At 56.4% G+C, this 22,672-nt stretch carries 20 protein-coding genes; 7 read left to right on the top strand and 13 right to left on the bottom strand.

Translation table 11 applies throughout. The annotated features are described in order from the left end of the window. Nucleotides 1-98 precede the first annotated feature (98 nt). From purS to VEI50_02945, 9 genes are all read right to left on the bottom strand, one after another. The gene (gene purS, locus VEI50_02985) at nt 99-338 is read right to left on the bottom strand and encodes a phosphoribosylformylglycinamidine synthase subunit PurS (protein ID HXX74073.1); all 240 of its coding nucleotides are present in this window, start codon (nt 336-338) and stop codon (nt 99-101) included. Further along, entirely contained in the window at nt 335-550 is a 216-nt protein-coding gene (locus VEI50_02980) for a hypothetical protein (protein ID HXX74072.1), read from the bottom strand. The genes purS and VEI50_02980 overlap by 4 nt, the downstream gene beginning before the upstream one ends. A gap of 164 nt (nt 551-714) precedes the next feature. Beyond that, complete coding sequence (purC, locus tag VEI50_02975; GenBank protein ID HXX74071.1) at nt 715-1,419, bottom strand: phosphoribosylaminoimidazolesuccinocarboxamide synthase; 705 nt, start codon at nt 1,417-1,419, stop codon at nt 715-717. Between the two features lie 23 nt (nt 1,420-1,442). Then, nucleotides 1,443-2,240, bottom strand: a complete 798-nt coding sequence (locus tag VEI50_02970) for a chlorite dismutase family protein (GenBank protein ID HXX74070.1) — start codon at nt 2,238-2,240, stop codon at nt 1,443-1,445. Further along, the gene (gene purB / locus VEI50_02965) at nt 2,237-3,547 is read right to left on the bottom strand and encodes an adenylosuccinate lyase (GenBank protein HXX74069.1); all 1,311 of its coding nucleotides are present in this window, start codon (nt 3,545-3,547) and stop codon (nt 2,237-2,239) included. The genes VEI50_02970 and purB overlap by 4 nt, the downstream gene beginning before the upstream one ends. A gap of 100 nt (nt 3,548-3,647) precedes the next feature. Continuing rightward, nucleotides 3,648-4,112: a transcription antitermination factor NusB gene (gene nusB / locus VEI50_02960; GenBank protein ID HXX74068.1), complete on the bottom strand. Its 465-nt coding sequence runs from the start codon at nt 4,110-4,112 to the stop codon at nt 3,648-3,650. A 2-nt stretch (nt 4,113-4,114) separates the two neighbouring features. Beyond that, nucleotides 4,115-4,660 (bottom strand): 6,7-dimethyl-8-ribityllumazine synthase, encoded by a 546-nt coding sequence (gene ribH / locus VEI50_02955; protein HXX74067.1) that lies wholly within the window; start codon nt 4,658-4,660, stop codon nt 4,115-4,117. A gap of 142 nt (nt 4,661-4,802) precedes the next feature. Further along, entirely contained in the window at nt 4,803-6,011 is a 1,209-nt protein-coding gene (locus VEI50_02950) for a bifunctional 3,4-dihydroxy-2-butanone-4-phosphate synthase/GTP cyclohydrolase II (GenBank protein HXX74066.1), read from the bottom strand. A 103-nt stretch (nt 6,012-6,114) separates the two neighbouring features. Continuing rightward, nucleotides 6,115-7,320 carry an MFS transporter gene (locus VEI50_02945; GenBank protein HXX74065.1) on the bottom strand — a complete coding sequence of 402 codons (1,206 nt, stop codon included), beginning with the start codon at nt 7,318-7,320 and terminating at the stop codon, nt 6,115-6,117. 166 nt (nt 7,321-7,486) lie between these two features. Here VEI50_02945 and VEI50_02940 point away from each other — a divergent pair, with 166 nt between their 5' ends. The 6 genes from VEI50_02940 to VEI50_02915 all read left to right on the top strand — a co-directional run bounded on the left by VEI50_02940 (nt 7,487) and on the right by VEI50_02915 (nt 14,279). Further along, nucleotides 7,487-8,485, top strand: a complete 999-nt coding sequence (locus VEI50_02940; protein ID HXX74064.1) for an RNA polymerase factor sigma-32 — start codon at nt 7,487-7,489, stop codon at nt 8,483-8,485. Between the two features lie 292 nt (nt 8,486-8,777). After that, nucleotides 8,778-9,077, top strand: a complete 300-nt coding sequence (locus VEI50_02935) for a co-chaperone GroES (protein ID HXX74063.1) — start codon at nt 8,778-8,780, stop codon at nt 9,075-9,077. A gap of 42 nt (nt 9,078-9,119) precedes the next feature. Next, nucleotides 9,120-10,754, top strand: a complete 1,635-nt coding sequence (gene groL / locus VEI50_02930) for a chaperonin GroEL (GenBank protein HXX74062.1) — start codon at nt 9,120-9,122, stop codon at nt 10,752-10,754. A 134-nt stretch (nt 10,755-10,888) separates the two neighbouring features. Further along, nucleotides 10,889-11,245 carry a hypothetical protein gene (locus tag VEI50_02925; protein ID HXX74061.1) on the top strand — a complete coding sequence of 119 codons (357 nt, stop codon included), beginning with the start codon at nt 10,889-10,891 and terminating at the stop codon, nt 11,243-11,245. Between the two features lie 394 nt (nt 11,246-11,639). Then, nucleotides 11,640-13,235 (top strand): radical SAM protein, encoded by a 1,596-nt coding sequence (locus VEI50_02920; GenBank protein HXX74060.1) that lies wholly within the window; start codon nt 11,640-11,642, stop codon nt 13,233-13,235. 495 nt (nt 13,236-13,730) lie between these two features. Then, nucleotides 13,731-14,279: an ABC transporter substrate-binding protein gene (locus tag VEI50_02915; protein HXX74059.1), complete on the top strand. Its 549-nt coding sequence runs from the start codon at nt 13,731-13,733 to the stop codon at nt 14,277-14,279. Between the two features lie 220 nt (nt 14,280-14,499). Here the strand turns inward: VEI50_02915 and VEI50_02910 are convergent, their stop codons facing one another. Both VEI50_02910 and VEI50_02905 read right to left on the bottom strand, forming a co-directional pair. Next, a complete protein-coding gene (locus VEI50_02910) occupies nt 14,500-16,476 on the bottom strand; it encodes a hypothetical protein (protein ID HXX74058.1) in 1,977 nt (658 codons plus the stop codon). A 227-nt stretch (nt 16,477-16,703) separates the two neighbouring features. Then, nucleotides 16,704-18,431, bottom strand: coding sequence for a hypothetical protein (locus VEI50_02905; GenBank protein HXX74057.1), 1,728 nt, complete (start codon nt 18,429-18,431; stop codon nt 16,704-16,706). Between the two features lie 67 nt (nt 18,432-18,498). Here VEI50_02905 and VEI50_02900 point away from each other — a divergent pair, with 67 nt between their 5' ends. Then, on the top strand, nt 18,499-20,772 hold the full coding sequence (locus tag VEI50_02900) for a hypothetical protein (protein HXX74056.1): 2,274 nt from the start codon (nt 18,499-18,501) through the stop codon (nt 20,770-20,772). Nucleotides 20,773-20,792: 20 nt separating this feature from the next. Here the strand turns inward: VEI50_02900 and VEI50_02895 are convergent, their stop codons facing one another. Together VEI50_02895 and VEI50_02890 are read right to left on the bottom strand one after the other, a co-directional pair. After that, the gene (locus VEI50_02895; GenBank protein ID HXX74055.1) at nt 20,793-21,761 is read right to left on the bottom strand and encodes a hypothetical protein; all 969 of its coding nucleotides are present in this window, start codon (nt 21,759-21,761) and stop codon (nt 20,793-20,795) included. A gap of 227 nt (nt 21,762-21,988) precedes the next feature. Beyond that, complete coding sequence (locus VEI50_02890) at nt 21,989-22,645, bottom strand: hypothetical protein (GenBank protein ID HXX74054.1); 657 nt, start codon at nt 22,643-22,645, stop codon at nt 21,989-21,991. Nucleotides 22,646-22,672 lie beyond the last annotated feature (27 nt).

Below are 22,672 nucleotides of genomic sequence, written 5' to 3'. Positions count from 1 at the left end.
AAGCCACCCTAGTGACACGTGACGAGTGACGCGTGACAAACATCGGACATTCCGAGGTCGCAATCTTGACCAACCCGTCACCTGTCACCAATCACCTCTCACTGTAGTTCGTAGCGGTATTCTTCGATAATGGTATTCGCAAGCAACTTTTCGCACATCTGCTTCACCTCAACCTCGGCCTTGGCCTTATCCTTTTCGTCCAGATCCAACTCCATATACTTGCCAACCCGGACGTTCGCCGCGTTTTTGAACCCGAGCGAATCGAGCGCGTGCTCGATCGCCTTCCCTTGAGGATCGAGAATTCCTTGCTTCAGTGTCACATGAATCTTCGCCTTCACGATTTACTCCCCTGATCCGATGCCTTGTTCAATCCGTCGACATACTTCCTGATCCAGAAGATTCCCGCCACTGTGACGAGGCCACCGACCGATAGCGCAGCAAAGGCCCATCGCCAGGGCGACTCATCGAGATGATAGGCCATCATGGCCACGACCGCCGCCCATACCAACACCGCCGCCACCAGCCCATAATTCAAAAACGCCCGCAGCATCCTTATCCTTTCCCTCCCCCACCCCCAGTGAGGAAAGGTCGTTGGGTTCTAGATGAGGGATGCGGTGAACGGTTTCAACTGCGCGCGTCGAGCGACCACTGTTTCATCGTGGGGGCTCCGCGAGCACAGAAACCGGCACCGCGTCCCTCACCACTGTCTGTTCTTCATCCACACACTCTTTTTAGTACCTCTTGATATGCCTCCTCTATCTTCCCCAAATCCTTCCTGAACCGATCCTTGTCCATCGACTCCTTCGTCGTCATATCCCAAAACCGGCTGGTGTCCGGAGAAATCTCGTCGGCCAACATCAGCTTGCCGTTGTGCATTCCGAATTCCAACTTGAAATCAACGAGGATCATCTTCCGTTCGCGGAAGAAGGGCTGCAGGAGGCTGTTCACTTTCAACGCCAGGCGCTTGATCTCCGCCATCTGCTCCGGCGTCGCCAATTTCATCAGCCGGACATGATCATCCGCGATAAGCGGATCACCCAACGCATCGTTCTTGTAATACCATTCGACGATCGCCGGTTCGATCGGCTCGCCTTCTTTGAGACCAAGGCGCTTCGCCAAGCTTCCCGCCACGACGTTCCGCACCACGACCTCCACCGGCACGATCGTCACTTTCTTCGTCAGCATTTCCCGGTCGCTGAGCCGTTCAACGAAATGGGTCGGCACACCCGCCTGCTCCACCAGCCGGAACAGGCGTTCCGACACTTTATTATTGATAATGCCTTTCTCGAGGATCGTGCCACGCTTCTGGGCGTTGAAGGCCGTTGCGTCGTCCTTGAAATACTGCACAACTTGGTCAGGTTTGTCGGTGGCAAAGATTTTCTTCGCCTTGCCTTCGTAGAGCATTGTGCCTGCAGTCATCGCCTGTTCTTATCCCCCGTGCGTTACTGCGCCAATATTTCGATCACTTCGTCCAACGATCTCACCGTGCCGATCAACGTCGGATGGCCGAATCGGCGTGTATACTGAAACTCTTTAACTTTCTCCAGCGACAGAATGAGACTGTGAAAATCCTCGAGCTTGGACGTTTCGAAATAGGTGATGAAGTCCAGATCGTCCAGACCGCTTGAATGGTATAATTTTCGCTTCACCGTCTTATGATACGGCAGCGCCGCTTCAGTGTGTTCCTTCATCATCTCGGCCCGCTTGTCCTGATCAAGGCTCCACCATTCCGCACTCTTTCTGATGGGAATGACGATCGCATAGGGTTTGGCACCAGGCTCACTCGCAGCCTTGAGATCGGCTTTCATCTGTTCCGGAAACCCCGGCACGTAGTTGGCCTTCTTGGTCAGACCATTCAAAATCACGGCTGTCTTTAAATGTGATCCGAACAGGCTCGCTTGAAGATCTACGAGAAATTTCTGCGTATCGCGCAGTTCGGTCGCATGGATACGAAACAGTAGGTCGGCGTGATCGGAGAGCCCACGGAGAAGATACAGATCGATGGCCAGCTTCTCCTGATACTGTTCGACCACACCCTTCAGCACCATCAAGTGCGCGATGCGCGTCCGCTGGTCCTCCTTCGTCCAATCTTCATCAAAACTGAAGGCCGCAAAGGTCCCGTAGACTCCCGGTTCGCTCAGGAGCTTATCCCGATCCGCCGCACCGGACACCGTGGCCGGCATCGCCAGCCACACCGCAGCCATGCACAGTGCTGTGCCGTATGCGATCGCCTGCATCATCGTGTCTTCCCCCTTGGTCCGAACACCCGTCGATAAATCTGGTCGATGTGCCGCAGATAGTACTTGGGATTGAAGCAGGCCTTGATCTCGCTCGCCTTCAGATGCTTTGTGATGAACGGGTCCTTGCTCGCCAACGTCTGCAGATCCCCTTCACCGTTCCACGAGGCCATCGCGTTTCGCTGGACGGCTTCGTAGGATTCCGTGCGCTGCGCGCCCTTTTCGATGAGCGCAAGCAGAAGCCGTTGTGAGTAGACCAACCCGCCGGTCAACTCGAGGTTCCGCTTCATGTTCGCAGGATAGACCACGAGGTTCTTGATGACATCGGTAATTCGCGCCAGCATGTAATCCATGAGAATCGTGCTGTCCGGCATGATGACGCGTTCGACCGATGAATGGCTAATGTCGCGCTCATGCCACAACGCCACGTCCTCCATTGCGGCGAGGCTGTTGGCTCGCACGACTCGTGCGAGGCCGCAGAGATTCTCGGAGGCGATCGGATTGCGCTTGTGCGGCATCGCCGACGAACCCTTCTGCCCCTCCGAGAAATACTCCTCCGCTTCCAGAACTTCCGTCCGCTGAAGGTGGCGAATTTCGGTCGCAAACTTCTCGATACTCGCCGCGAGCAGGGCAAGCGCCGTGGCATAGGCGGCATGGCGATCCCGTTGGACCACCTGACTCGAGACGGGATCGGGTTTGAGGCCCAGCTTGGCACAGACATACTCTTCGATGTCTGGCCCCTGGTGCGCGAACGTTCCCATCGCGCCGGACAGCTTTCCCACGGCAATTTCGTCGCGCACGCGTCCCAGCCGTTCCCGATGCCGGCACACTTCCTCATACCAGATGGCCAGCTTGAAGCCGAACGAGATCGGCTCACCATGAATGCCGTGCGAGCGGCCGACCATCACCGTGTTCTTGTAGCGGAGCGCCTGCCGCTGAAGGACCGTCAACAAACCGTCGAGATCCTCCAAGATGATGTCGAGCGCCTCGGTCATTTGGATGGCCAGAGACGTATCCACGATGTCCGACGAGGTCAGCCCCATGTGAAGGAACCGATGCTCCGGTCCGACCGACTCCATGAGGGATTCGAGAAAAGCAATGACGTCGTGCTTCGTGACCTTCTCGATCTCAGCAATCAAATCGACGTCGATCCTGGCCTTTTTCCGAATCTTGGCGGACGTTCCACGCGGTACCTGACCTGCCCGTTCAAACGCGGCGCACGCCTGCAACTCGACCTCCAGCCAAATCTCGTATTTGTGCTTGAGCTCCCAGAGCGCCTTCATCTTGGGACGGGAGTATCGATCGATCATCGCATTCTCCGAATGGAGGCTAGAGGCGTGGGGCTAGTGGCTAGAGACACCCGCGCATAAGCTCTCCGACAGTGCCAAGGCCTATTTTGAAGGATGCAATTCATGGCCCCTTGCCTCTTGCCCCTTGCCTCACGCCTATAGCTTCGGCACGCTTCGCTTCCAGACGCGGATCAGACAACAAAATTTTGTCCAGAATGCCGTTCACAAATTTCGACGCCTCGTCATCACCGAAGCTTTTGGCCAGCTCAATCGCTTCATTCATCGTCACCTTCGCCGGTACCTCTCCCATCCAGAGCAACTCGTACAGGCCCGCTCGCAAGATGTTCCGGTCCACGATCGGCATGCGGCTGACTTTCCAATTCGTGGCATGTTTGCCGATTAACGCATCGAGTTCCTTCTTGTGCTCCAGCACACCCTGCACGATTTTCTGAGTGAACGCCTTGATCTCATCGGTCGTCTTGACGGTTTTCCAAAACTCGTCGAGCCAGACATCCGGCTTACCGTGGATATCGTACTGAAACAAGATTTGGAGTGCGTGTTCGCGGGCTTGATGGCGTGATCCCATAGTTACGTCGTCGATCGACGCCGACCCTGACGCCCTCTGCCATTCGAGGTCACCACCGCCTTCGTCGATCGTGGCTGATCGGCGGTCTTGAGCAGTCTCATGACCGAGGCCATTTCGATCGCCGACTTAGCCGCCTCGCCCCCGCGGTTGAACTTGGCCGGATCGGCCCGCTCGATCGCCTGTGCGACAGTATCCGTGGTGAGCACCCCGAAGATCACGGGCACATCGGCATCCAACGCCGCTTGGCCGATTCCCCGACTCGCTTCCGCGCTGATATAGTCGAAGTGCGGTGTATCACCGCGAATGACGGCGCCCAGACAGATCACCGCATCGAATTGCTGCGATCGCGCCATAGTGCGTGCCACGATTGGAATCTCGAAGGCACCGGGCACCCGGACCACTTCAATGTCCTCGGCCTTCACGCCGTGCTTCGTCAATGCCTCCGCGCAGGACGACAGCAACTTGCTCGTCACAAACTTATTGAACTTGCTTACCACGATGCCGAACCGCAACCCCGTCGCATCGTGACTTCCTTTCCGCAGCTTCATCCTTTTACGTCTTCTCCTTGGGCACGTTCACCACATTAGAAGGGAGCGGCTAGCTTGCCCTTCGATTGCGCGCGTTGAGCGACCACAGCTTCATTGTGGGGGCTCCGCGAGCACGGAAGGGCGGGCTAGCTGCTCCCCCTCCTCATACCTTCTTGAGAATGTGCCCCAGCTTCTTCTTCTTCGTCCGCAAGTACTTCACATTAGCATCCCGCGGCTGAATCTCGATCGGCACGCGCTCGACCACTTTCAAGCCGTACCCCTCGATGCCAACGATCTTGCGGGGGTTGTTCGTAATCAGTTTAATCTGGTGGAGGCCGAGGTTCGCCAGAATCTGCGCCCCCACGCCGTAATCACGTAAGTCGGCTTTGAACCCGAGCTTGATATTCGCTTCAACCGTATCGCTCCCCTGATCTTGCAGCGAGTAGGCCTTGATCTTGTTCAGCAGCCCGATACCGCGTCCTTCCTGGTTGAGGTAGAGCAGGATTCCCCGTCCTTCCTTTTGAATGATCTCCATGGCCGTATGAAGCTGATCGCGACAATCGCAACGCAGCGATCCCAACGCATCGGCCGTGAGGCACCCGGAATGGACGCGCACCAATGTCGGGGCTCCGCTATCGACCCGCCCTTTCACCAGCGCGATGTGCGTGACGTTGTCGATTTCGTTCTCAAAGGCCACCGCGTCGAACTCGCCGAACATGGTCGGCATCCGTGCGCTGGCGACCCGCTTGACGAAGGTCTCGCGGCGCATCCGGTATTCGATCAACGCCTTCACCGTCACCATCTTCAGCTTGTGGACTTTGGCGAATTTCGCCAGCTCCGGCACCCGGGCCATCGTGCCGTCTTCGTTCATAATCTCGCAAATGACCCCGGCAGGGTTGAGGCCGGCCATTCGCGCCAGATCGACCGAGCCTTCCGTTTGTCCCGCGCGTCGCAATACCCCGCCCTGCTGAGCTTTCAATGGGAAAATGTGTCCGGGTCGCGCGAGGTCCGTCGATTTGGATTTCGGATCGATGGCGACATGAATCGTCGTCGCGCGATCGGCCGCGGAAATGCCGGTGGTGATATCCTTTCGCGCATCAATCGAGACGGTGAACGCTGTACCGAACGTCGCGGTGTTCTCAACCGCTTGCTGAGGCAGATGGAGTTCGTCGACTCGCTCCGGCGTGAGCGCGAGGCAGATCAGCCCACGCGCGTACTTGGCCATGAAGTTGATCGAGGGGGGGGTGACCTTCTCGGCGGCAATGACGAGATCCCCTTCATTTTCCCGGTCTTCATCATCCACCAGGATGACGAATTTCCCCTTCTTAATGTCCCGGATCGCGTCTTCGATGCTGTTAAATGGTGCAGGCATAATTTCAATGGCGACTGTTCAAACAGACAATCAATTTATCATTTAATATCGACCATGTAACATTCTTTTTTTGGCCCTAGACTGACAACAGGGAACAGAACGGTCACGAGCCCTCGTCGTTTCTGTCCTCCGTTCGTCGAATGATCAAGGCCACGCTGACAGCGGCAGCCACCGATACAGCCGCAAATAGCCACAGCCCCGTGCGGTAGCTGCCGGACAGATCTTTCAGCACCCCCAGCCAGACAGGGAGGAGAAACCCGCCGAAACCACCGGCTGCGCCGATCACGCCGGAAGCCAGGCCGATTTGTTTCGGAAACCGCTCCGACACCACTTGAAAGACCACACCGTTGCCGAACCCCATCGTGGCAATGGCACCGATCAACAGTGACACTGCCCATCCGACGGAAGGCAGTTCTCCCAAGCTAGCGATGAGCCCGGCGATTGCTGCAAAGACCGGCCCCAGCACGACGATTCCCCCAAACCGGTCTGCAACAAACCCGCCGAACGGACGGATCAGGCTTCCGAGCAATCCGCACAGGGCCGTCACAGAACCGGCCTCCACGAGAGTCAATCCATACTGATCGTGAAGGAAAATGGGGAGCGTACTGCATAACCCGACAAACCCCCCAAACGTGACTGCATAGAGCAGACAGAGCCAATACACGGAAGGCTGCCGCAGCATGGCGGTGACCTCGTACCACCATTGCGGCTGGCGTTCTGTCCGAGCGAACCGCGCATCAGATCGGACAAGAAACCAGAAGAGCAGAAATGTCCCGACGAGCGGAACGATCATCAAGCCGAACACGCCGTGCCAACCGACCAGTTCGGACACGCGCGGCGCGAAGAACATGGCCAGGACGGTGCCACTGTTCGCCGATGCCGCGACTCCCAACGCAAATCCCTGGTGCGCCGGCGGATAAGCCCGGCTCGCGATGGGAAGGGCCACCGCAAAACTGGCTCCGGCCACGCCCAGCAGCAACCCCATCCCGAGGGCCTGCACGAAACTCGTCACGCCCAACCATCCCCACATCACCGCGATGATCACACCACCGAGCAGGCACAATCCCGTTCGCTTGGCCCCGAACCGGTCGCTCGCGAGACCGACACCCACTCTCAAAAAGGCGCCCCCGAGGAGCGGGCAGGCCACGAGCAAACCCTTTTCTGTGGAGTTCAAGCCCAGTTCCTCGGCGATCGAAATTCCCAGGGCTCCGATCAGGAGCCAGGCCATGAAGCTGACCTCGAAATGTAACCAGGCTCCGACCAATGACGGCCAGTGGCCGCTGCGTAACGCCGAGAGAATCGTCTTCATGAAATCATCCGGGATCCTTGATCGCGACCGTTCACGTCCTTCGTGCGAGCCGGCGGAAACTCCACTATAGGAGACAGGCTTTCGCTCCTGCAAGATTGCCTGTCCCGCTCTCCCTTTCAGGGATGGTTTGTCCTCGAACAAGGTTCTGTTATAGTCATCGCGTCATATGGCCAAATCTGACGACGAACTCGACGAAGAAGCGCTCGAGCCGGAGATCCTGGACCCGTCGGACGACGAGGTCGTGGAACTGGCTCCGCTGCCCGCAGGAGCTGAACCAGCCAGGTCCGACGGCCGTGAGAAGTCAGATTCGACCGCCGTGGTGCCGGTTACCGCGCTTCAACAGTACCTCGCCGAAGTCCGCCGGTATCCTTACCTCTCCAAAGAAGAAGAACTACAGCTCTTCCATGAATACCGTACCCACGGCAGCAGGGAAGCAGCCGTGAAATTGATTATGGCCAACTTGCGCGTCTCGGTCGCGATCGCCGCCGAATATCTTCACACCGGCGCCGATCACATGGACTTGATCCAAGAAGGCAACATCGGGCTGATGCAGGCGATCAAGAAGTTCGACTCGTCGAAAAACGTGCGCTTCTATGCCTATGCCGCCTGGTGGTCGCGGGCCTATATCCTGCGCTACCTGCTGAATAACTACCGTCTGGTCAAGATCGGAACGACCCAGGATCAGCGAAAGCTGTTCTACAACCTGAAAAAAGAGAAGGCGAAACTCGAACGGGAAGGATTCGCTCCCGATACGAAACTGCTCGCGGACCGTTTGAACGTACGCGAACGCGACGTCATCGAGATGGATCAGCGACTCGGCAATTGGGAACTGTCCCTGGACCAACCGATCGGCGAAGATCAGGAAGGCACTCTGCTCGACGTGCTCCCGGCTCAGCAAATCGGAGCAGACGAGCAGATCGCCGACCATCAGCTCAAATCGCTCTTTCGAGCCAAGTTGGCGGAATTTATCAAAACGCTCGAGGAACGGGATGAGGACATCCTCCGCAATCGAATCCTCTCGGACACCCCCTTAACCCTCGATGATCTGGGGGCCAAGTACGGCATTACGAAGGAACGCACCCGTCAGTTGGAAGCCAGGATCATCAAGCGGCTTCGTGACTATATCAAAAAGGACGTCAAGGATTTCGACCGCTTACGGATCTAATTCCTGGATATTCCGCCAGCCAGAAATAGGACTAGAATAATGAAATCTCAATGGGTTATGATACCAACTGTTAAGACGATATGGAGCTGGAAAGAAATTCCTGAGTTCCCCCCTTGACTTGGACTGACCTGAGGCTATCTCTATCCCCAAGTTTGCGGACAAGGGCTTCTGCTCGTTCGGGCGTGGGTTATACATGTACACGCCATCGAGTTTGAACCGGTACCAAATCGTCACGATATATATCATATATCTCTAACCCCGTTTATTAATCAGCACGAGGAGGGTGTTGCATATGACTACAGCAGCGAAGGAAAAGAAGAACGTCGCCAAGGGATTTCAGCCCCTGGGGGACCGGGTGTTCGTCACCTACACCGAGGAATTGGAGCGGACCGCGGGCGGCATCTACGTGCCGGATTCTGCGAAAGAGAAGCCGCAACGAGGCATTGTCCAGGCAATCGGCAAAAAGGTCGAGAACGTGAAGGTCGGCGACCAAGTTCTCTTCGACAAGTACTCAGGCAGCAAGCTCCGGATCGAGGATGAGGAATGCTTGATCCTCAAGGAAGAAGATATCCTCGGTGTCTTCACCAGCTAATTGATCACCAACACGACTACTGACTTATAAGGGAGGAATCACATGGCAAAGCAACTACTGTATAGCGAGGCAGCTCGGGCCTCCATTCTCAGGGGGGTCAACCAGCTCGCCGACGCCGTGAAGGCGACCCTCGGTCCCAAGGGCCGGAACGCCATTCTCGATAAGAAGTTCGGCGCCCCGACCATCACCAAGGACGGCGTCACGGTCGCGAAGGAAGTCGAACTCAAGAATCCCTACGAAAACATGGGTGCTCAGCTTGTCCGCGAAGTCGCAAGCAAGACCAGCGACACTGCGGGTGACGGCACCACGACTGCCACGGTGTTGGCTCAGGCCATCTATCGCGAAGGTGCGAAGAACATCACGGCTGGCGCCAATCCGATGGAAATCAAGCGCGGCGTCGATCAGGCGGTGGAAGCGGTTGTGGCCGAGCTGAAGAAGCTCAGCAAGCCCTGCCAGGACAAGAAAGAAATTTCCCAGGTCGGCACCATTTCCGCGAACAACGACAAGACCATCGGCGACCTGATCGCGGAAGCGATGGAGAAGGTCGGCAAGGACGGCGTGATTACGGTCGAAGAAGCCAAGTCGATGACCACGTCCTTGGACGTCGTCGAAGGCATGCAGTTCGATCGTGGGTACATCTCTCCCTATTTCGTCACCAACGCCGAGCGGATGGAATGTTCAGTCGAAGAGCCGCTCATCCTCATCAACGAAAAGAAAGTCAGCAGCATGAAGGATCTCCTCCCGATCCTCGAGCAGGTGGCCAAGATGGGCAAGCCGCTCGTGATCATCGCGGAAGAAGTTGAAGGCGAAGCGCTGGCGACCCTCGTGGTGAACAAGCTCCGCGGCACGCTGAACGTCGCGGCCGTGAAGGCTCCGGGCTTCGGCGATCGCCGGAAGGCCATGTTGGAGGACATCGCCATCCTCACGGGTGGCCAGGTGATTTCTGAAGATCTTGGCATTAAGCTGGAGAACGTGAAGCTCACCGACCTCGGCCGTGCCAAACGTGTGACGATCGATAAGGACAACACCACGATCGTCGAGGGCTACGGCGACCCGAAGAAGATCGAGGGCCGCGTGAAGCAGATCAAGGCCCAGATCGAAGAGACGACCTCGGACTACGATCGCGAGAAGCTGCAGGAGCGGCTTGCCAAGATCGTGGGCGGTGTGGCCGTCATCAACGTCGGCGCCGCGACCGAGACCGAAATGAAGGAAAAGAAAGCCCGTGTCGAAGACGCGCTGCACGCGACGAAAGCAGCTGTCGAAGAGGGCATCGTTCCTGGCGGCGGTGTCGCCTATCTCCGCTGCATCCCTGCGCTGGATTCGGTCAAACTGGTGCCGGAACAACAGGTGGGCGTCAACATCGTTCGACGCGCCTTGGAGGAACCGATTCGCCAGATTGCGGCCAATGCCGGAGCAGAAGGATCGGTGATCGTCGAAAAGGTTCGCGCCGACAAGAATGCCAACTCCGGCTTCAATGCGGCGACGGAAGAGTATGTCGACATGATCAAGGCCGGCATCATCGACCCGACCAAGGTGTCGCGCTGCGCGTTGCAGAACGCGGCCAGCGTCGCGGGCTTGATGCTCACGACCGAAGTCATGATCACTGAAATCCCTGAAGAGAAGAAAGAGCCGGTTGGTGGCCATGGCCACAGCCACGGCATGGAAGGGATGTACTAAGAAGAGAAGAGCTAATAGCGTATAGCTTATGGCTCGGAGCGAAGGGCTCGGTGGCAAACCACCGAGCCCTTCGTGTTTCTGGAGTGATTCGTGCGCTAGAATACATCTAGCTGGAACGCCTGAGGAAGGTTTCCGTGATCGTTGAGGTTGAATCGAACGAGAATTGCGAAATCAGCTTCTTCGCGCGATTCAAAGAAGCCGGCCCCGTCAGACCGGTCCTGCAAGTTCGACTCTATGATCGTAATCCGACCGGCGAGTGGTATTGGGTCACGGGCTGGAACGATAATCCTCAGGCACCTGTCTGTCCGGCGTACGCCCAGCTGGTTGAAGATTCTGGAGCAGGACTGACTCACTTGGTCTATGGAGGAATCTTCGGCCTCCGCTTCAAGCCCCTCGACATGGACGAACCCTGGAGTCTCGAAAGTCCTCGACAATGGGGAGAAGCCTACCTCTCGCTAGCCGACAATCGCGATCTACGCTACGCCGACTAGCTCTCTGCCTCGAATCGAATGACATTGAGTTGTCGCGAGAGGGGTTAAGCGATATCTCATTCTCTTCCGTATCCCATTACGACCACGGCCATCCTCGAACGGTCACAGACCTAGCTATGCAATGCTCGCATGGCTCCCATTTGGAGTGCTCTGCTCAGGAGCTGACGAGCATGCCCCAGATTCCTATCTAAAAATTCGAGAACTGTGTATAAGCAAATTGTGGACTGCACAGTTTAACTTAGAATTAACTAGGACAAATTTCATTAGGGCAGTACACTCGCCTTGGTTGGGTATCTGCTAGAGAGAGGCACCCATGTCGGCACCCTCGATACCCTTTGCCCCGACAGTCAATGTACGGACATTTCGTCCAGCCAGCGTCCGGCGCATTCTTTGTGTGTTTCCTGCCTACACGAAGGCGTTCGGCACCTTCGATCACGCCTTTCCTCTGATGGGTCCCGTCAAGGCCTTCATGCCGCCACAGGGGATCCTCCTTATCGCAGCGCTCATGCCCCGGGAATGGCAAGTCCGATTCGTTGATGAGAACATCCGCCCAGTGATGGAGAGCGAGCTAGACTGGGCCGACGCCGTCCTTGTGTCGGGCATGCACATCCAACGCAGGCAGATTCTTGATCTCGTGCGCCGCGCCCATCGCGAAGGGAAGGTGGTCGCCCTCGGCGGGCCATCAGTCTCCGCGGCGCCCGAGCACTACGCGGAGATCGATCTCCTCCATTGCGGCGAGGTGGGCGACGGGACACTCGAGTTGTTCTGCCGGCTCGACGAGACCGTGGCGCGCCCCGAGCGGCAGATCGTGTACCGTACGGTCGACCGTCTTCCGATGACCGACTTCCCGACACCTGCCTATCACCTGATCGACATCCGCCAGTATCTCCTCGGGTGCGTCCAATATTCCAGCGGCTGCCCCTTCACCTGCGAGTTCTGCGACATTCCCGCGCTCTACGGGAGAAACCCCAGGCTCAAGAGCCCGCACCAGATCTTGGCAGAGCTCGATCAGCTCGCCGATGGCGGGACGCCGTCGATCTACTTTGTAGACGATAACTTCATCGCGAATCCCCGAGCCGCACTGGACCTTCTACCGCACCTCGTCGAGTGGCAGCGGCGCCGCGATTGTTCCGTTCGGCTCTCCTGCGAGCTCACGCTGAACGTCGCCGAGTACCCCGAGATCCTGAAGCTCATGCGCGACGCCTTTATGACGAACGTCTTCTGCGGCATCGAAACGGTGGAGCCAGCCGCTTTGCGTGCCATGAAAAAGACCCAGAACCTCCGCACGCCGATGCTCCAGGCCGTGGACACGATCAATAGTTACGGAATCGAAGTCGCCGCCGGGATCATCCTTGGTCTGGACACCGACACCCCTGAGACACCGGATGCGATCCTGGAGTTTATCGAGGCCTCCCAAATCCCGATCGTGACGCCGAATCTGCTCGTCGCCCTCCCACATACGCCGCTCTACGAGCGGCTCCGCAAGGTGGGCCGCCTGAACTCGGGTGAAGGGCGTGACTCGAACATCGAATACCTGCAGCCTTACGAGGACGTGGCAGCGAGCTGGAAGCGGGTGATCCGCGAGGTGTACGAGCCGCGAAAGATCTATGAGCGATACGCGACCCAGGCGAGGAAGACGTATCCGTACCGTAAGCGGCCGACCCGTCCACTAGAGCAGCTTACCTGGGTCAATGTCCGGCGCGCGCTCGATATCTTCTCGCGCATCGCCCGGCAGGTCGGCATCTCTAGCGATTACCGGGCTGAGTTCTGGAAGATGGCCTGGAGGGAGCTGTGCCGAGGGAACATCGAGTCGGTGTTCCAGATCGCGATGGTCGCACATCACCTGATCACCTTCGGTCGCGAGTGCCTCACCCGCGACGTGCAGGTCTCTGCGTATTCCGCCCGTCGGCGCGAGGAACAGGATCCGGTACTGCTTTCACGTGATCTCCTTTCCCTGTCTCCAACCGGCAGTCGTCAAGCGGCCACGTAAGTCGAGTTACCCACAGAATTGTTCACCATCTCAGGGCAATCTCTACCTATTTTGAGCGGTTCGACAGGAACAGTGTTGAGATCCACCTAATGATTGGACAGGGAGCATTCCTCAGGCGGGCTGATTGACGCCGCTGCGACATATCATTTGGTAGAATAATCAGAAGAAGCGTCGGTCGCAATCTGTGCAAAAGCCTGGCTGGCGCAGATTGAATGCCCCTTGGAAGCGGAGTCACAAACGCGACCAGTTCCCTGCGAAACGGATGGCCAAGCACGAGTAAGACGCTGACCAATAATTAAGCAGGTTGGACCACCTATGACCTGTGCACCTCAGATCGACTCGGAGGGCATTGGGCTTCCGTCGCGCGAGAGGACAGGACTCACGATCCTCGGCCGCCTCTTCCTTTCACTCATATGCGCAACACCGATCCTCTGGGCAAGCAGGGCTATAGCTGAACCAGAACCATCGTCGGCTGTGCAGACCCCCACCGAGGCGATGAGGACTACCACCGGTCAAGCGCTCAAACTATTGCGGGATCGAGAGCTGAAGAAACCAGAGCGCATGGATGAGCTTGTCACGCGGCTCAAGAAGATCGCTGATGCCCGCTTCGACTACGGGGAAATGGCCAAACGGTCACTGGGGATCCAGTTGAACAGATTAGGAGAGAAGGAACAGCAAGAGTTTGTCGACCTGTTCACGGAGTTTTTGACAGCAACCTATGTAGAGAAGATACACACCTACTCTGGAGAAGAGGTGACGTTTCTCAACGAACGGCTCGAAGGAAACTATGCGGAGGTGAAGACCGTGATGATTGGGAAGAAAACGGACACTCCCATGGACTACAGGCTCATGATGAAAGGCGGCGACTGGAAAGCGTACGATGTGGTGGTGGACGGAATCAGCCTCGTCCAGAATTATCGAACGCAGTTCACAGCGATTCTTCGTTCATCATCATACGACCAGTTAGTCGTGACTCTGCGCAATAAGATTGCGCAACATAACGTGAAGACCAGCATTTCAGAAGCGAGCACGTCATCCCACTAGCCAGCTCTCGGATCGGCAAGGCTTGTTCTCCGACACTCTTCCGCCGTCCTGCCTTCGGCGTCACGAGTGAAACCGTCTTGCGCGAACCGATCTATCTACCAAGATGTACCTCACATTTGACTACCAACAGCTCTCGATCAGCACATTAAATCAAGCAATGACTTTTCTCTAGAAGCGTTCTCCCTCCGTAAGTCTCGCAAATGCGTGGTCGCGGAACTTGTCACCGCTTGACCGAGACAATCCGAGATTGTTCCGCATTCCCTCGATCTAGTATCCCCTCCGCCACATCCAGTAGAGCGTTCGCTTTTCCAGAAGAGGAGCGCTGACTGGTGGCCAGCGCGTATGCTCCCCGTAGATCTCCTGACTTAGCCTGAGCCCGCGCGATTGCATTGAGCGCCTGCCCCCTGTCTCCCTCCCCTTTGATACCGGAAAACGTCTGCATTGCCCCGTGGATGTCACCCACTGCGGCCTGAGCGGCCGCGATGTTCGCCAAAACCCTCTCCTTGCCTTTGAAGGACTCCCGGATGAGATCAACAGTTCGCAGGGCCTGCTCAATGGTCTTGGCGGCCCCAACGTAATCCACTACAGAACGCCCCGATTGATCCCGTGCAATGACTCCCAGCGCTGACGCCCTCTCAGGAATGTCAAGCCGGATAGTGGCGACAGCTTGGAAAGTCTGCTCAAGGGTCTTTGTGGCCCCGGTTCGGTCTCCCACCCTCGCCTGCGCTCCCCAGATTGGCGACGCGCCTGCAATTAAAAAGTTCGCCTTCTCAGAACCGGCCTGAATAGTAGCTGCGGTCTGAAGAACCATTTCGACCATCTTGGCAACTCCAGCGTGGTCGCCTGCCCTCGCCTGAGCTGCCCCGGTGGAACAAATGAAGCTGGCCTTCTGCATGTTCGATGGGAAGCTGGCAACCGTCTCTAGCGCCCCCTGCACATTGCCCGTCTTAAGCTGAGCCTGTGCAATAGCCCACAGTACGTTGGGTTTCACGAAATTACTTCGAGCACGGGCCGCCGTTCGCAGGGCCCTCTCGTTGTCGCCAGCCTTCACTTGGATCATCGCGATCGCGCTCAGGGCTCTATCCTTCGCTGGTTCATCCAGAATAGTGTCCGCGGTTTGCACTGCACCGCGATAGTCCCTCGTTTCCGCTTGGGCCTCAGCGATTTCACTCAAGGTATTCCATTTGTCGACAGGCTTCTGGATGTGAGTGGCAGTCCGAAGAACCTGCTCAAAGGTCTTGGTGGCACCTGCGTGGTCCCCTGCACTCCATTGAACCGCTCCGATCATTCTCAACGCGTTGGCCTTCTCGGTTTCACCGCGAATGTGGTCAGCGGTCTGCATCGCCTCGCGCATCTCACCTGCCTTCGCTTGTGCGGCTGCAATTTCCTGCCAAGCGGAATCTCTGACAGTGGCATTTCCAATCTCGGCGGCAATCTGCAGCGCTCCTTTCACATCACCTGCCTCAGCCAGCTGGGTCATCAAGTCGGAATGGAGTACGTAATGATACTTTTGCGCTTCAGGAACCTGCTGAACGGTCGTTAGAGCACCGAGGATGTCTCCTGCCTCTGCTTGTGCGCTTGCGATCTCCTCCAGCGCAGAGGCTCTTCTGGAATCCTTTCGAAGGTGGGTGGCAGCCTGGAGCGCCTGTTCAAGTGTCTGCAGGGCGCCTCTACGATCTCCTGCTTTTATCTGCGCTCGTGCGACAGTCGCCAGGACCGTCGCTTTCCAATCTGTCCCATCTGGGATTTCTACAGCGGCTTGTTCCGCGACATGCACGTGACCCGCCGCTGCTTGAGACTCTACGATTGCCCATAGAGCGTTCGTCTTCGCATGATCGTCTCCGATTCCTGCGGCAATCTGCAACGCTCTGTTCACGTCTCCGAGGACAGCATTAACCTCCTGAAAGGCGTAGCGACTGCACGAATCAGGGCTATCTGCGGCCGTCTGAACTGCCCCCTCCATATCACCTGCTTTCGCTTGTGTTCTTGCGATTCTCCTCAGCAGATTACAACCTTCTGGGGTGCCGGTGGCCGCTTTTCTTGCCTCTTGTAGAACTTTGTGAATCTCCAGATTTCCATCGACACTGCCTTGTAAGGTGCAGGCAAGCCCTGTTGCCACGAAGGTCATCAAGCAAAGAACACCCCACAGCAAATGCGATATCATCTGGTTCTGCAGCGCTTCCTTTTCTAATTTCATGGTGCACCTCTTAAGACATATACCAACGGTGAGCGTGCCGTTCCGTTGCGCACATACTATGACGGGGCATTTCTTATACCAGGCGGGGCGAAACTGAAACATTGAACAAGGCCGAATGGTTAGAGCAAAGTGAGGTGAGGATACACCTGAATCACTTCTGATAACACCAAGTACCTAAACTGATACGTCTCTGCGCTGCAAAGAGGGATTTGGCTGTGCAAAGTGTCTTATAGACGTGAAGCTTGCATCGCCCGCAACATTGCCTTCAGGAGCCTGGCCCGAGCAGGAGTGTGGAATAAGTCCCGAAATGCATCATGGACCAGCTTGGTGTGTCGGGCATGGTCGGCCTGGAATCGTTGAAGGGCTTCTGTGCGATCTTCTTCACCATACCCCATCCGGATCGCACACCGTTCAAGTTCGTCATGTTGATCCGGCAGCGCGTGCGTCTGGAGCTCGTGCACCATCTGAAGTCGATGCTCCACGTCCCGAAGAAAATTGTAGGCGCGCGTTAGTTGGCCCTGTTGCGTCACTGAAAGTATGCCCGCCTTCTGCAGTCGCACCAGCGATCCCAACGTGCTCCGATCCAACAAACCGGGCAAGCGCCGGCCGGCCAAGACCTGAATCGTCTGGACCAGAAACTCGATTTCTCGAATCCCTCCGACGCCCAGCTTGACGTTGCGATGTTCATGCCCGCGGTCCGCCATCTTGGCATCGATCCGTTCTTTAACAGAGCGAACATCCTGCACAATCGCAAGACACCGGTTGATATCGAGCTTGTCGCTCGAAGAAGTCAGCACAAAGGGCCTCACCATTCTGACAAACTGCGTGCCCACATCCAGGGAGCCGGCAACTGGCCAGGCCTTGAGCAACGCCAGCCGTTCCCACACCTGCCCCCGAGCCGAATAGTATTTTCGGTAGTCGTCCAGCGAACGGGTCAGCTGGCCGACTGAGCCTTCAGCGCGCAAGCGAAGATCGACTCGATAGACGTATCCCTCATGGGTTTGTTCAGTCAGTACCTTCGTCAATTGCCGGGCGAGAATCTCGAAATATTCCTCGTTCGATATCCCGGCCCTGGCCTTTGCGCGACCGCCTCCAAGGGAATGGGTTTCCCCCTCATGGGATTCACACACATAGAGTACGTCCACATCGGAACTGTAGTTGAGTTCATGCCCGCCCAGTTTCCCCATGCCGATGACCGCGAAGCCGGTTTCCACCCATCGTCCCTGCCGGTTCTTATGCATCGGAGCTCCGTACTGAGCTCGAAGATCTGCATTCACAACACGGTAGGCGGCATCGATGAGGACCGAGGCCAGATCTGAGAGGGAGGCGGTTGTTTCCGTCACATCGGCCAGACGAAGTAAATCTCGCACGCCGATGCGCAGCATCTCGCGTCGTCGAAACCGTCGCAGCGCGTCTAATTTCAGTTCACTCGCGGTCACATGGGCAAGAGTCTGGTGAATCGTCCGTTCCATCGCCGCTTTGGTCGACGGTTTGGACAACACGTTCTGCTCGGCCAGCCAATAGACGAGCATGGGGTCGCGGATGAGCGTAAAGGCCAGCGCGTCACTGTTGCCGAAAATCGCGCAGACCAGATCCAACATGCGAGGTGAGCTGCGCAAATATTCCAGCACCGCCGATCGACTCATTCCGCTGGCAAGCCATCGTTCCCAATGGTTCAACGCTTGATCCGGATCGGCGGTTCGCCCGATCGATTCGAGCAGCATCGGCAAGATGTCAGCCAGTTGACGCCGGGTAAGTGGGTCTCCGGCCATGGACTGCAGATTGCCATCAGCTTCCTTGGGCGCTCGAATGCCGTAGGGTTTCAGGAGAGCCGCCACTTGGGCGGTCTCCGGTCCCGAGGCCATCAGGAGCGGCGTGGGGTCCGGGAGGATGCGTGGAGGGACAGGAGGAGGCTGCGAACGGCTCCTCTTCGGTTCGGTAATCCGGCGCGCCATGAGCCGTCATTATACTGGCGCATGGATCACCGCACAATGAAGGGACTTCGGGTATACTGCCGTCACTATGACCCGCGAACCCCTCGCCTCCCACGACCTGATCTCACAACTTGGTCCTCTCTGCCAGGACATCGACAACGAGGTCCTGCGTGACTTCGTGTCGCGGATGGACCCCGAGTATTTCACGCAGATGGACCTTAAGACCATCGCGCAACATCTCCACCTCGTCGCCGCGCTGACGCTCGAGCACCCCTGCGAACTGTCGATCAGACCCAGCGAAGGCGGCCGTTTCGAGATCACTGTGGTGGCCTACGACTACTTCTCGGAGTTCGCGACGATCTGCGGACTCCTGTCCACATTCGGTTTGAATATCGAAGAAGGCCGCATCTACACCTTTGCCGAGGCCATCCCCTCAGCCCAGAAGCCGGTATGCACATCCTGGCCGACCAGACGACCACAGGTCAGGCCAGGGCTGCGCCGGAAGAAAATCGTCGACATGTTCGTGGTACGTCCCGCATCGGACCACCCGTTCACGGCATCCGACCAAACCCACTTGCGCAAGGAATTGACCGGCATGATCCGGCTCCTGGACGCCGGCAAGTTCGAAGAGGCCCGCCAGCAAGTGAACCGACGTTTGGTCGAACAACTCGGCAAGCGACGTGCTGCCTTTACCGGCTTGCTCCACACCATCCACATCACCTTTGACAACAGCCACTCGGCAACCGACACCATCATGGACATTCGATCAGACGACACCCCGGCATTCCTCTACGCCTTCGCGAATGCGCTCGCGATGCGCAATATCTACATCACGAAGGCACGATTCGAGATCGACGGCAGCAAGTTGCATGATCGATTCCACGTGCGCAACCGCTACGGCCAGAAGCTGACCGAACAGGCGGAGCAGCAACAGCTCCGTCTGACGGCAGTCCTGATCAAACAATTCACACACGCCCTGACGTGGGCTCCCGACCCGGCAAAGGCGCTCGAATCGTTCGACCAATTCCTCGATGTGCTCGTGGAAAACAATAAAGGGAAGGGGAAGAAAGAGGGTCTGGATGTTCTCAGCGATAAGACGACGTTTCCGTTGCTTGCTCGACTCCTGGGCGCCAGCGATTTTCTGTGGGAGGAATTTTTACGCCGGCAACACGGAAACCTGCTGCCCCTGTTGCAAGGCTACCGCAACGCCCCGCTCATCAAGCCAAAGGCGGCTCTTCGCAAGGAACTCGATCGGCTGGTAGGTTGTGCCAAGACCGACATCGCGCGGAAAGAGACGCTCAATCGGTTTAAGGACCAGGAACTCTTCCGCATCGACATGAAACACATCGTCGAGCCCGCTACCAGCCTGGCCGACTTCTCGCTCGCGCTGACCGAGCTCGCCGAAGTGATCCTGGACCGGAGTTTGAAAGACTGCCAGGCCAAGCTGAACAAGCAGTATGGTGCGCCCCGCCTCATCACCAAGAAGCCCTGTCCCTTTGCGATCCTCGGCATGGGGAAATTTGGCGGCCGGGAACTCGGCTACGCGTCTGATATCGAAGTCCTATTCGTATACGGAGGCGCGGGACGGACAAGCGGCCAACACGGTATCGACAACAGCGAGTACTTTGAACGGCTCATGCAGGAATTGTTGCAGTGGATCGAGGCGAAGCAGGAAGGTATTTTTCACCTCGACGTGCGCTTGAGACCCCACGGCGGTAAAGGGTCTCTCACCAATCCACTCGACGAAATCACCAGCTACTACAGCGACAAGGGATTGGCCGCCCCGTTCGAACGGCAAGCCTTGATCAAGCTTCGTCACGTCGCGGGCGATGTATCACTCGGCAAACAGGTCGAAGCCCATCGCGATCGCTATGTCTATAGCGGAAAGCCTTGGGATCTCCCCATCGCCCTCGATCTTCGCCGGCAGCAGATCAAGCAGCTGGTTGAACCGGGCACCGTCAACGTGAAACAGAGCCCGGGAGGCGTCATCGACATCGAATATGCCGTGCAATACCTCCAAGTGTTGCATGGTCATGAGCATCCGGCGTTGCGCACGCCCAACACCATGCAGGCCCTGGCAGGACTGGTGGACTGTGGGATCGTGAGCCGACAGGATGGAGAGAATCTTCGAAAAGCCTATCTCTTTACTCGCATGCTGATCGACGGCTTGCGGATGGTTCGAGGCAACGCTAAGGATTTGGTTTTACCGCCGGCCGATTCGGATGAGTTCATCTTCCTGGCCCGACGCGTGGGCTACGCCACCGACGATTGGAAAGCCGGAGCAGGGCATCTTCAGACCGACATCGAGCAGCACATGACTGCAACAAAGACTTACTTTAAACGGACTTTCGGATCGTTGTAATGAAGCCACCGTATCTGCTGTTAGGTCGCAGGACCTAACACAAATTCAATTTGCACTTGCCACTTCCCTCTTGAAGGCTTCCTCAATTCAAAAGCAACTCCTAGCCCAATGGTGCTGCCAGCCTTAAGTACCGTCTCCATATAACTTTGCAACTCACTCGGAAAAACGACAAGATCTGTGCCCAATGAGAGCTTTTCTCCTGTAGCCGCAAGATACCTGCGATCAACGATACCACGTCGGTGAACAATCAAGTGACGCCGCTGGAATAACAACCACAGATTTTTCTCGCTCAGAGCGGCGGCTACCTCTTTGTGATTGGGCAAAATCCCCCCGAAGACAGCTTTCATAGACGGAATAGTATCAATCGGGCTGTGTTCCAATAGCAAGCTCCCCATTTTCGATGAGAGATTAAACTGATATTCAGTAAGTATCTCGAAAGGTATGCCGCGAAGCTGAAAAAGCTTCTTAATACTTTCGTTCTGCATCAAGCGACGCACCAGATCCGGCTTTGCATTAAGGAACGATTCAAAAATATCGGAAGCGAAAACTTCAAAAGCGCTCCAAATTTGTACACTGCATTGACGAATTAGCTCACGCGCCGCAAATCTTGCCTCCTCCCTTTCTAGGTCTTGACTCAAGATATGCAGAATGTAATCAACGTTTCGCTTCCGTCCTCTCTTAGAACTCATCTCCCGCTTGAGCTTCTCATTAGCTCTCACATGGGCATTACGGCTACTCTCCATTTGTTCTATGAGCAAATTAAGTTCGAAAGTGCGCCTCCAGAGACTTGCGAAAGCCATTTGACATGGGATTGTTGCAGTAAGAGCAGTTGCCCTAAGGTTCCTCTTGAACGCCTGAACAGGGGTACGGATTTGTTCGGGCAACGACTCGATCAATGCATCTAACGCGGGATAAGAATTCTCTCCGGAGCTAAGAAAACAAAAGTAGTCCTTGGGTTTATGCGTGGTGCTCTTTATTCGTTCAGCCATTCCCCATGACAACGATTAAGATTGTTAAGCTCAACGAATACACATTATAGCCCACTTGAAGAAAGACCTCATCAGGGGCGAACTGTGCTAAGAAACCGTTTAACGGCGTGCAGCGTTGCTTCCTTCGTGTCACGCATCACGCCTCACGGATTACAGGTTTCACGGCGCGCGGGGTCCCGCCGCTAAACAAACTTGCGCTTAAAACCAATCAGAGCATGCCGAGGAATTTACTGATGCTCGCCATTGAGTAACCGCTTCTCAACTCGCGCAATCCCTTCGAATCGAGCTCGCAATCTTCCGAGCATCTCCTCTCCTTCATCCGAAGTACTCACTCCAATTTTGAACGGTCCTTTAGGCAGAGGGTCAGGAAGATGGATAGTTAATATCCCCATGTACGATGCTTCACCTTCCTTGATAACAAACTGCGCTAAATGCGGTGTGAAAGCCGCACCAACCTTTTCACTTGGGATGACCACTCCTCCCAAAGGAAGGGTTAGTACATTTGTCAACCACGGTGCCACCCTTTCACTCGTGGTCCTATCGACTCGAACAGCTAACTGCGAACCACTTATTTTCTCGAATACATAGGTCCCTCTCGGAAGAGCTAGGCAGAGGTCGGATGTCTTGAGCCAAAGGCGAACAACTTCATTGGTCGCCATATTTCTAATTTGAATACCAGTATCAGGAACCTCGTGATAATCCCCTACATCCGTAGCCACTTCTTTTTCTCCCTGCTGCCATCTGATGGCTCCAACCAGAAGTCCATCCTGAACCCCGAGTTTCTCACCTTCTTTGAAACCACTGATGTCCGTGATAGGTGGGTTAGCACAGGCTGTAATTAAGAGCGCCCACAAAACCACCAATCCTGTCATGCTCAATCTCATGGCGTTCCTCCCGTGAGATCCATTCAT

It is taken from the genome of Nitrospiraceae bacterium (genome assembly GCA_035623075.1).
Classification (GTDB): Bacteria; Nitrospirota; Nitrospiria; order Nitrospirales; family Nitrospiraceae; genus DASPUC01.
The sequence above is the reverse complement of the archived record's forward strand: the minus strand, read 5'-3'. Positions and strand labels throughout refer to the sequence as shown.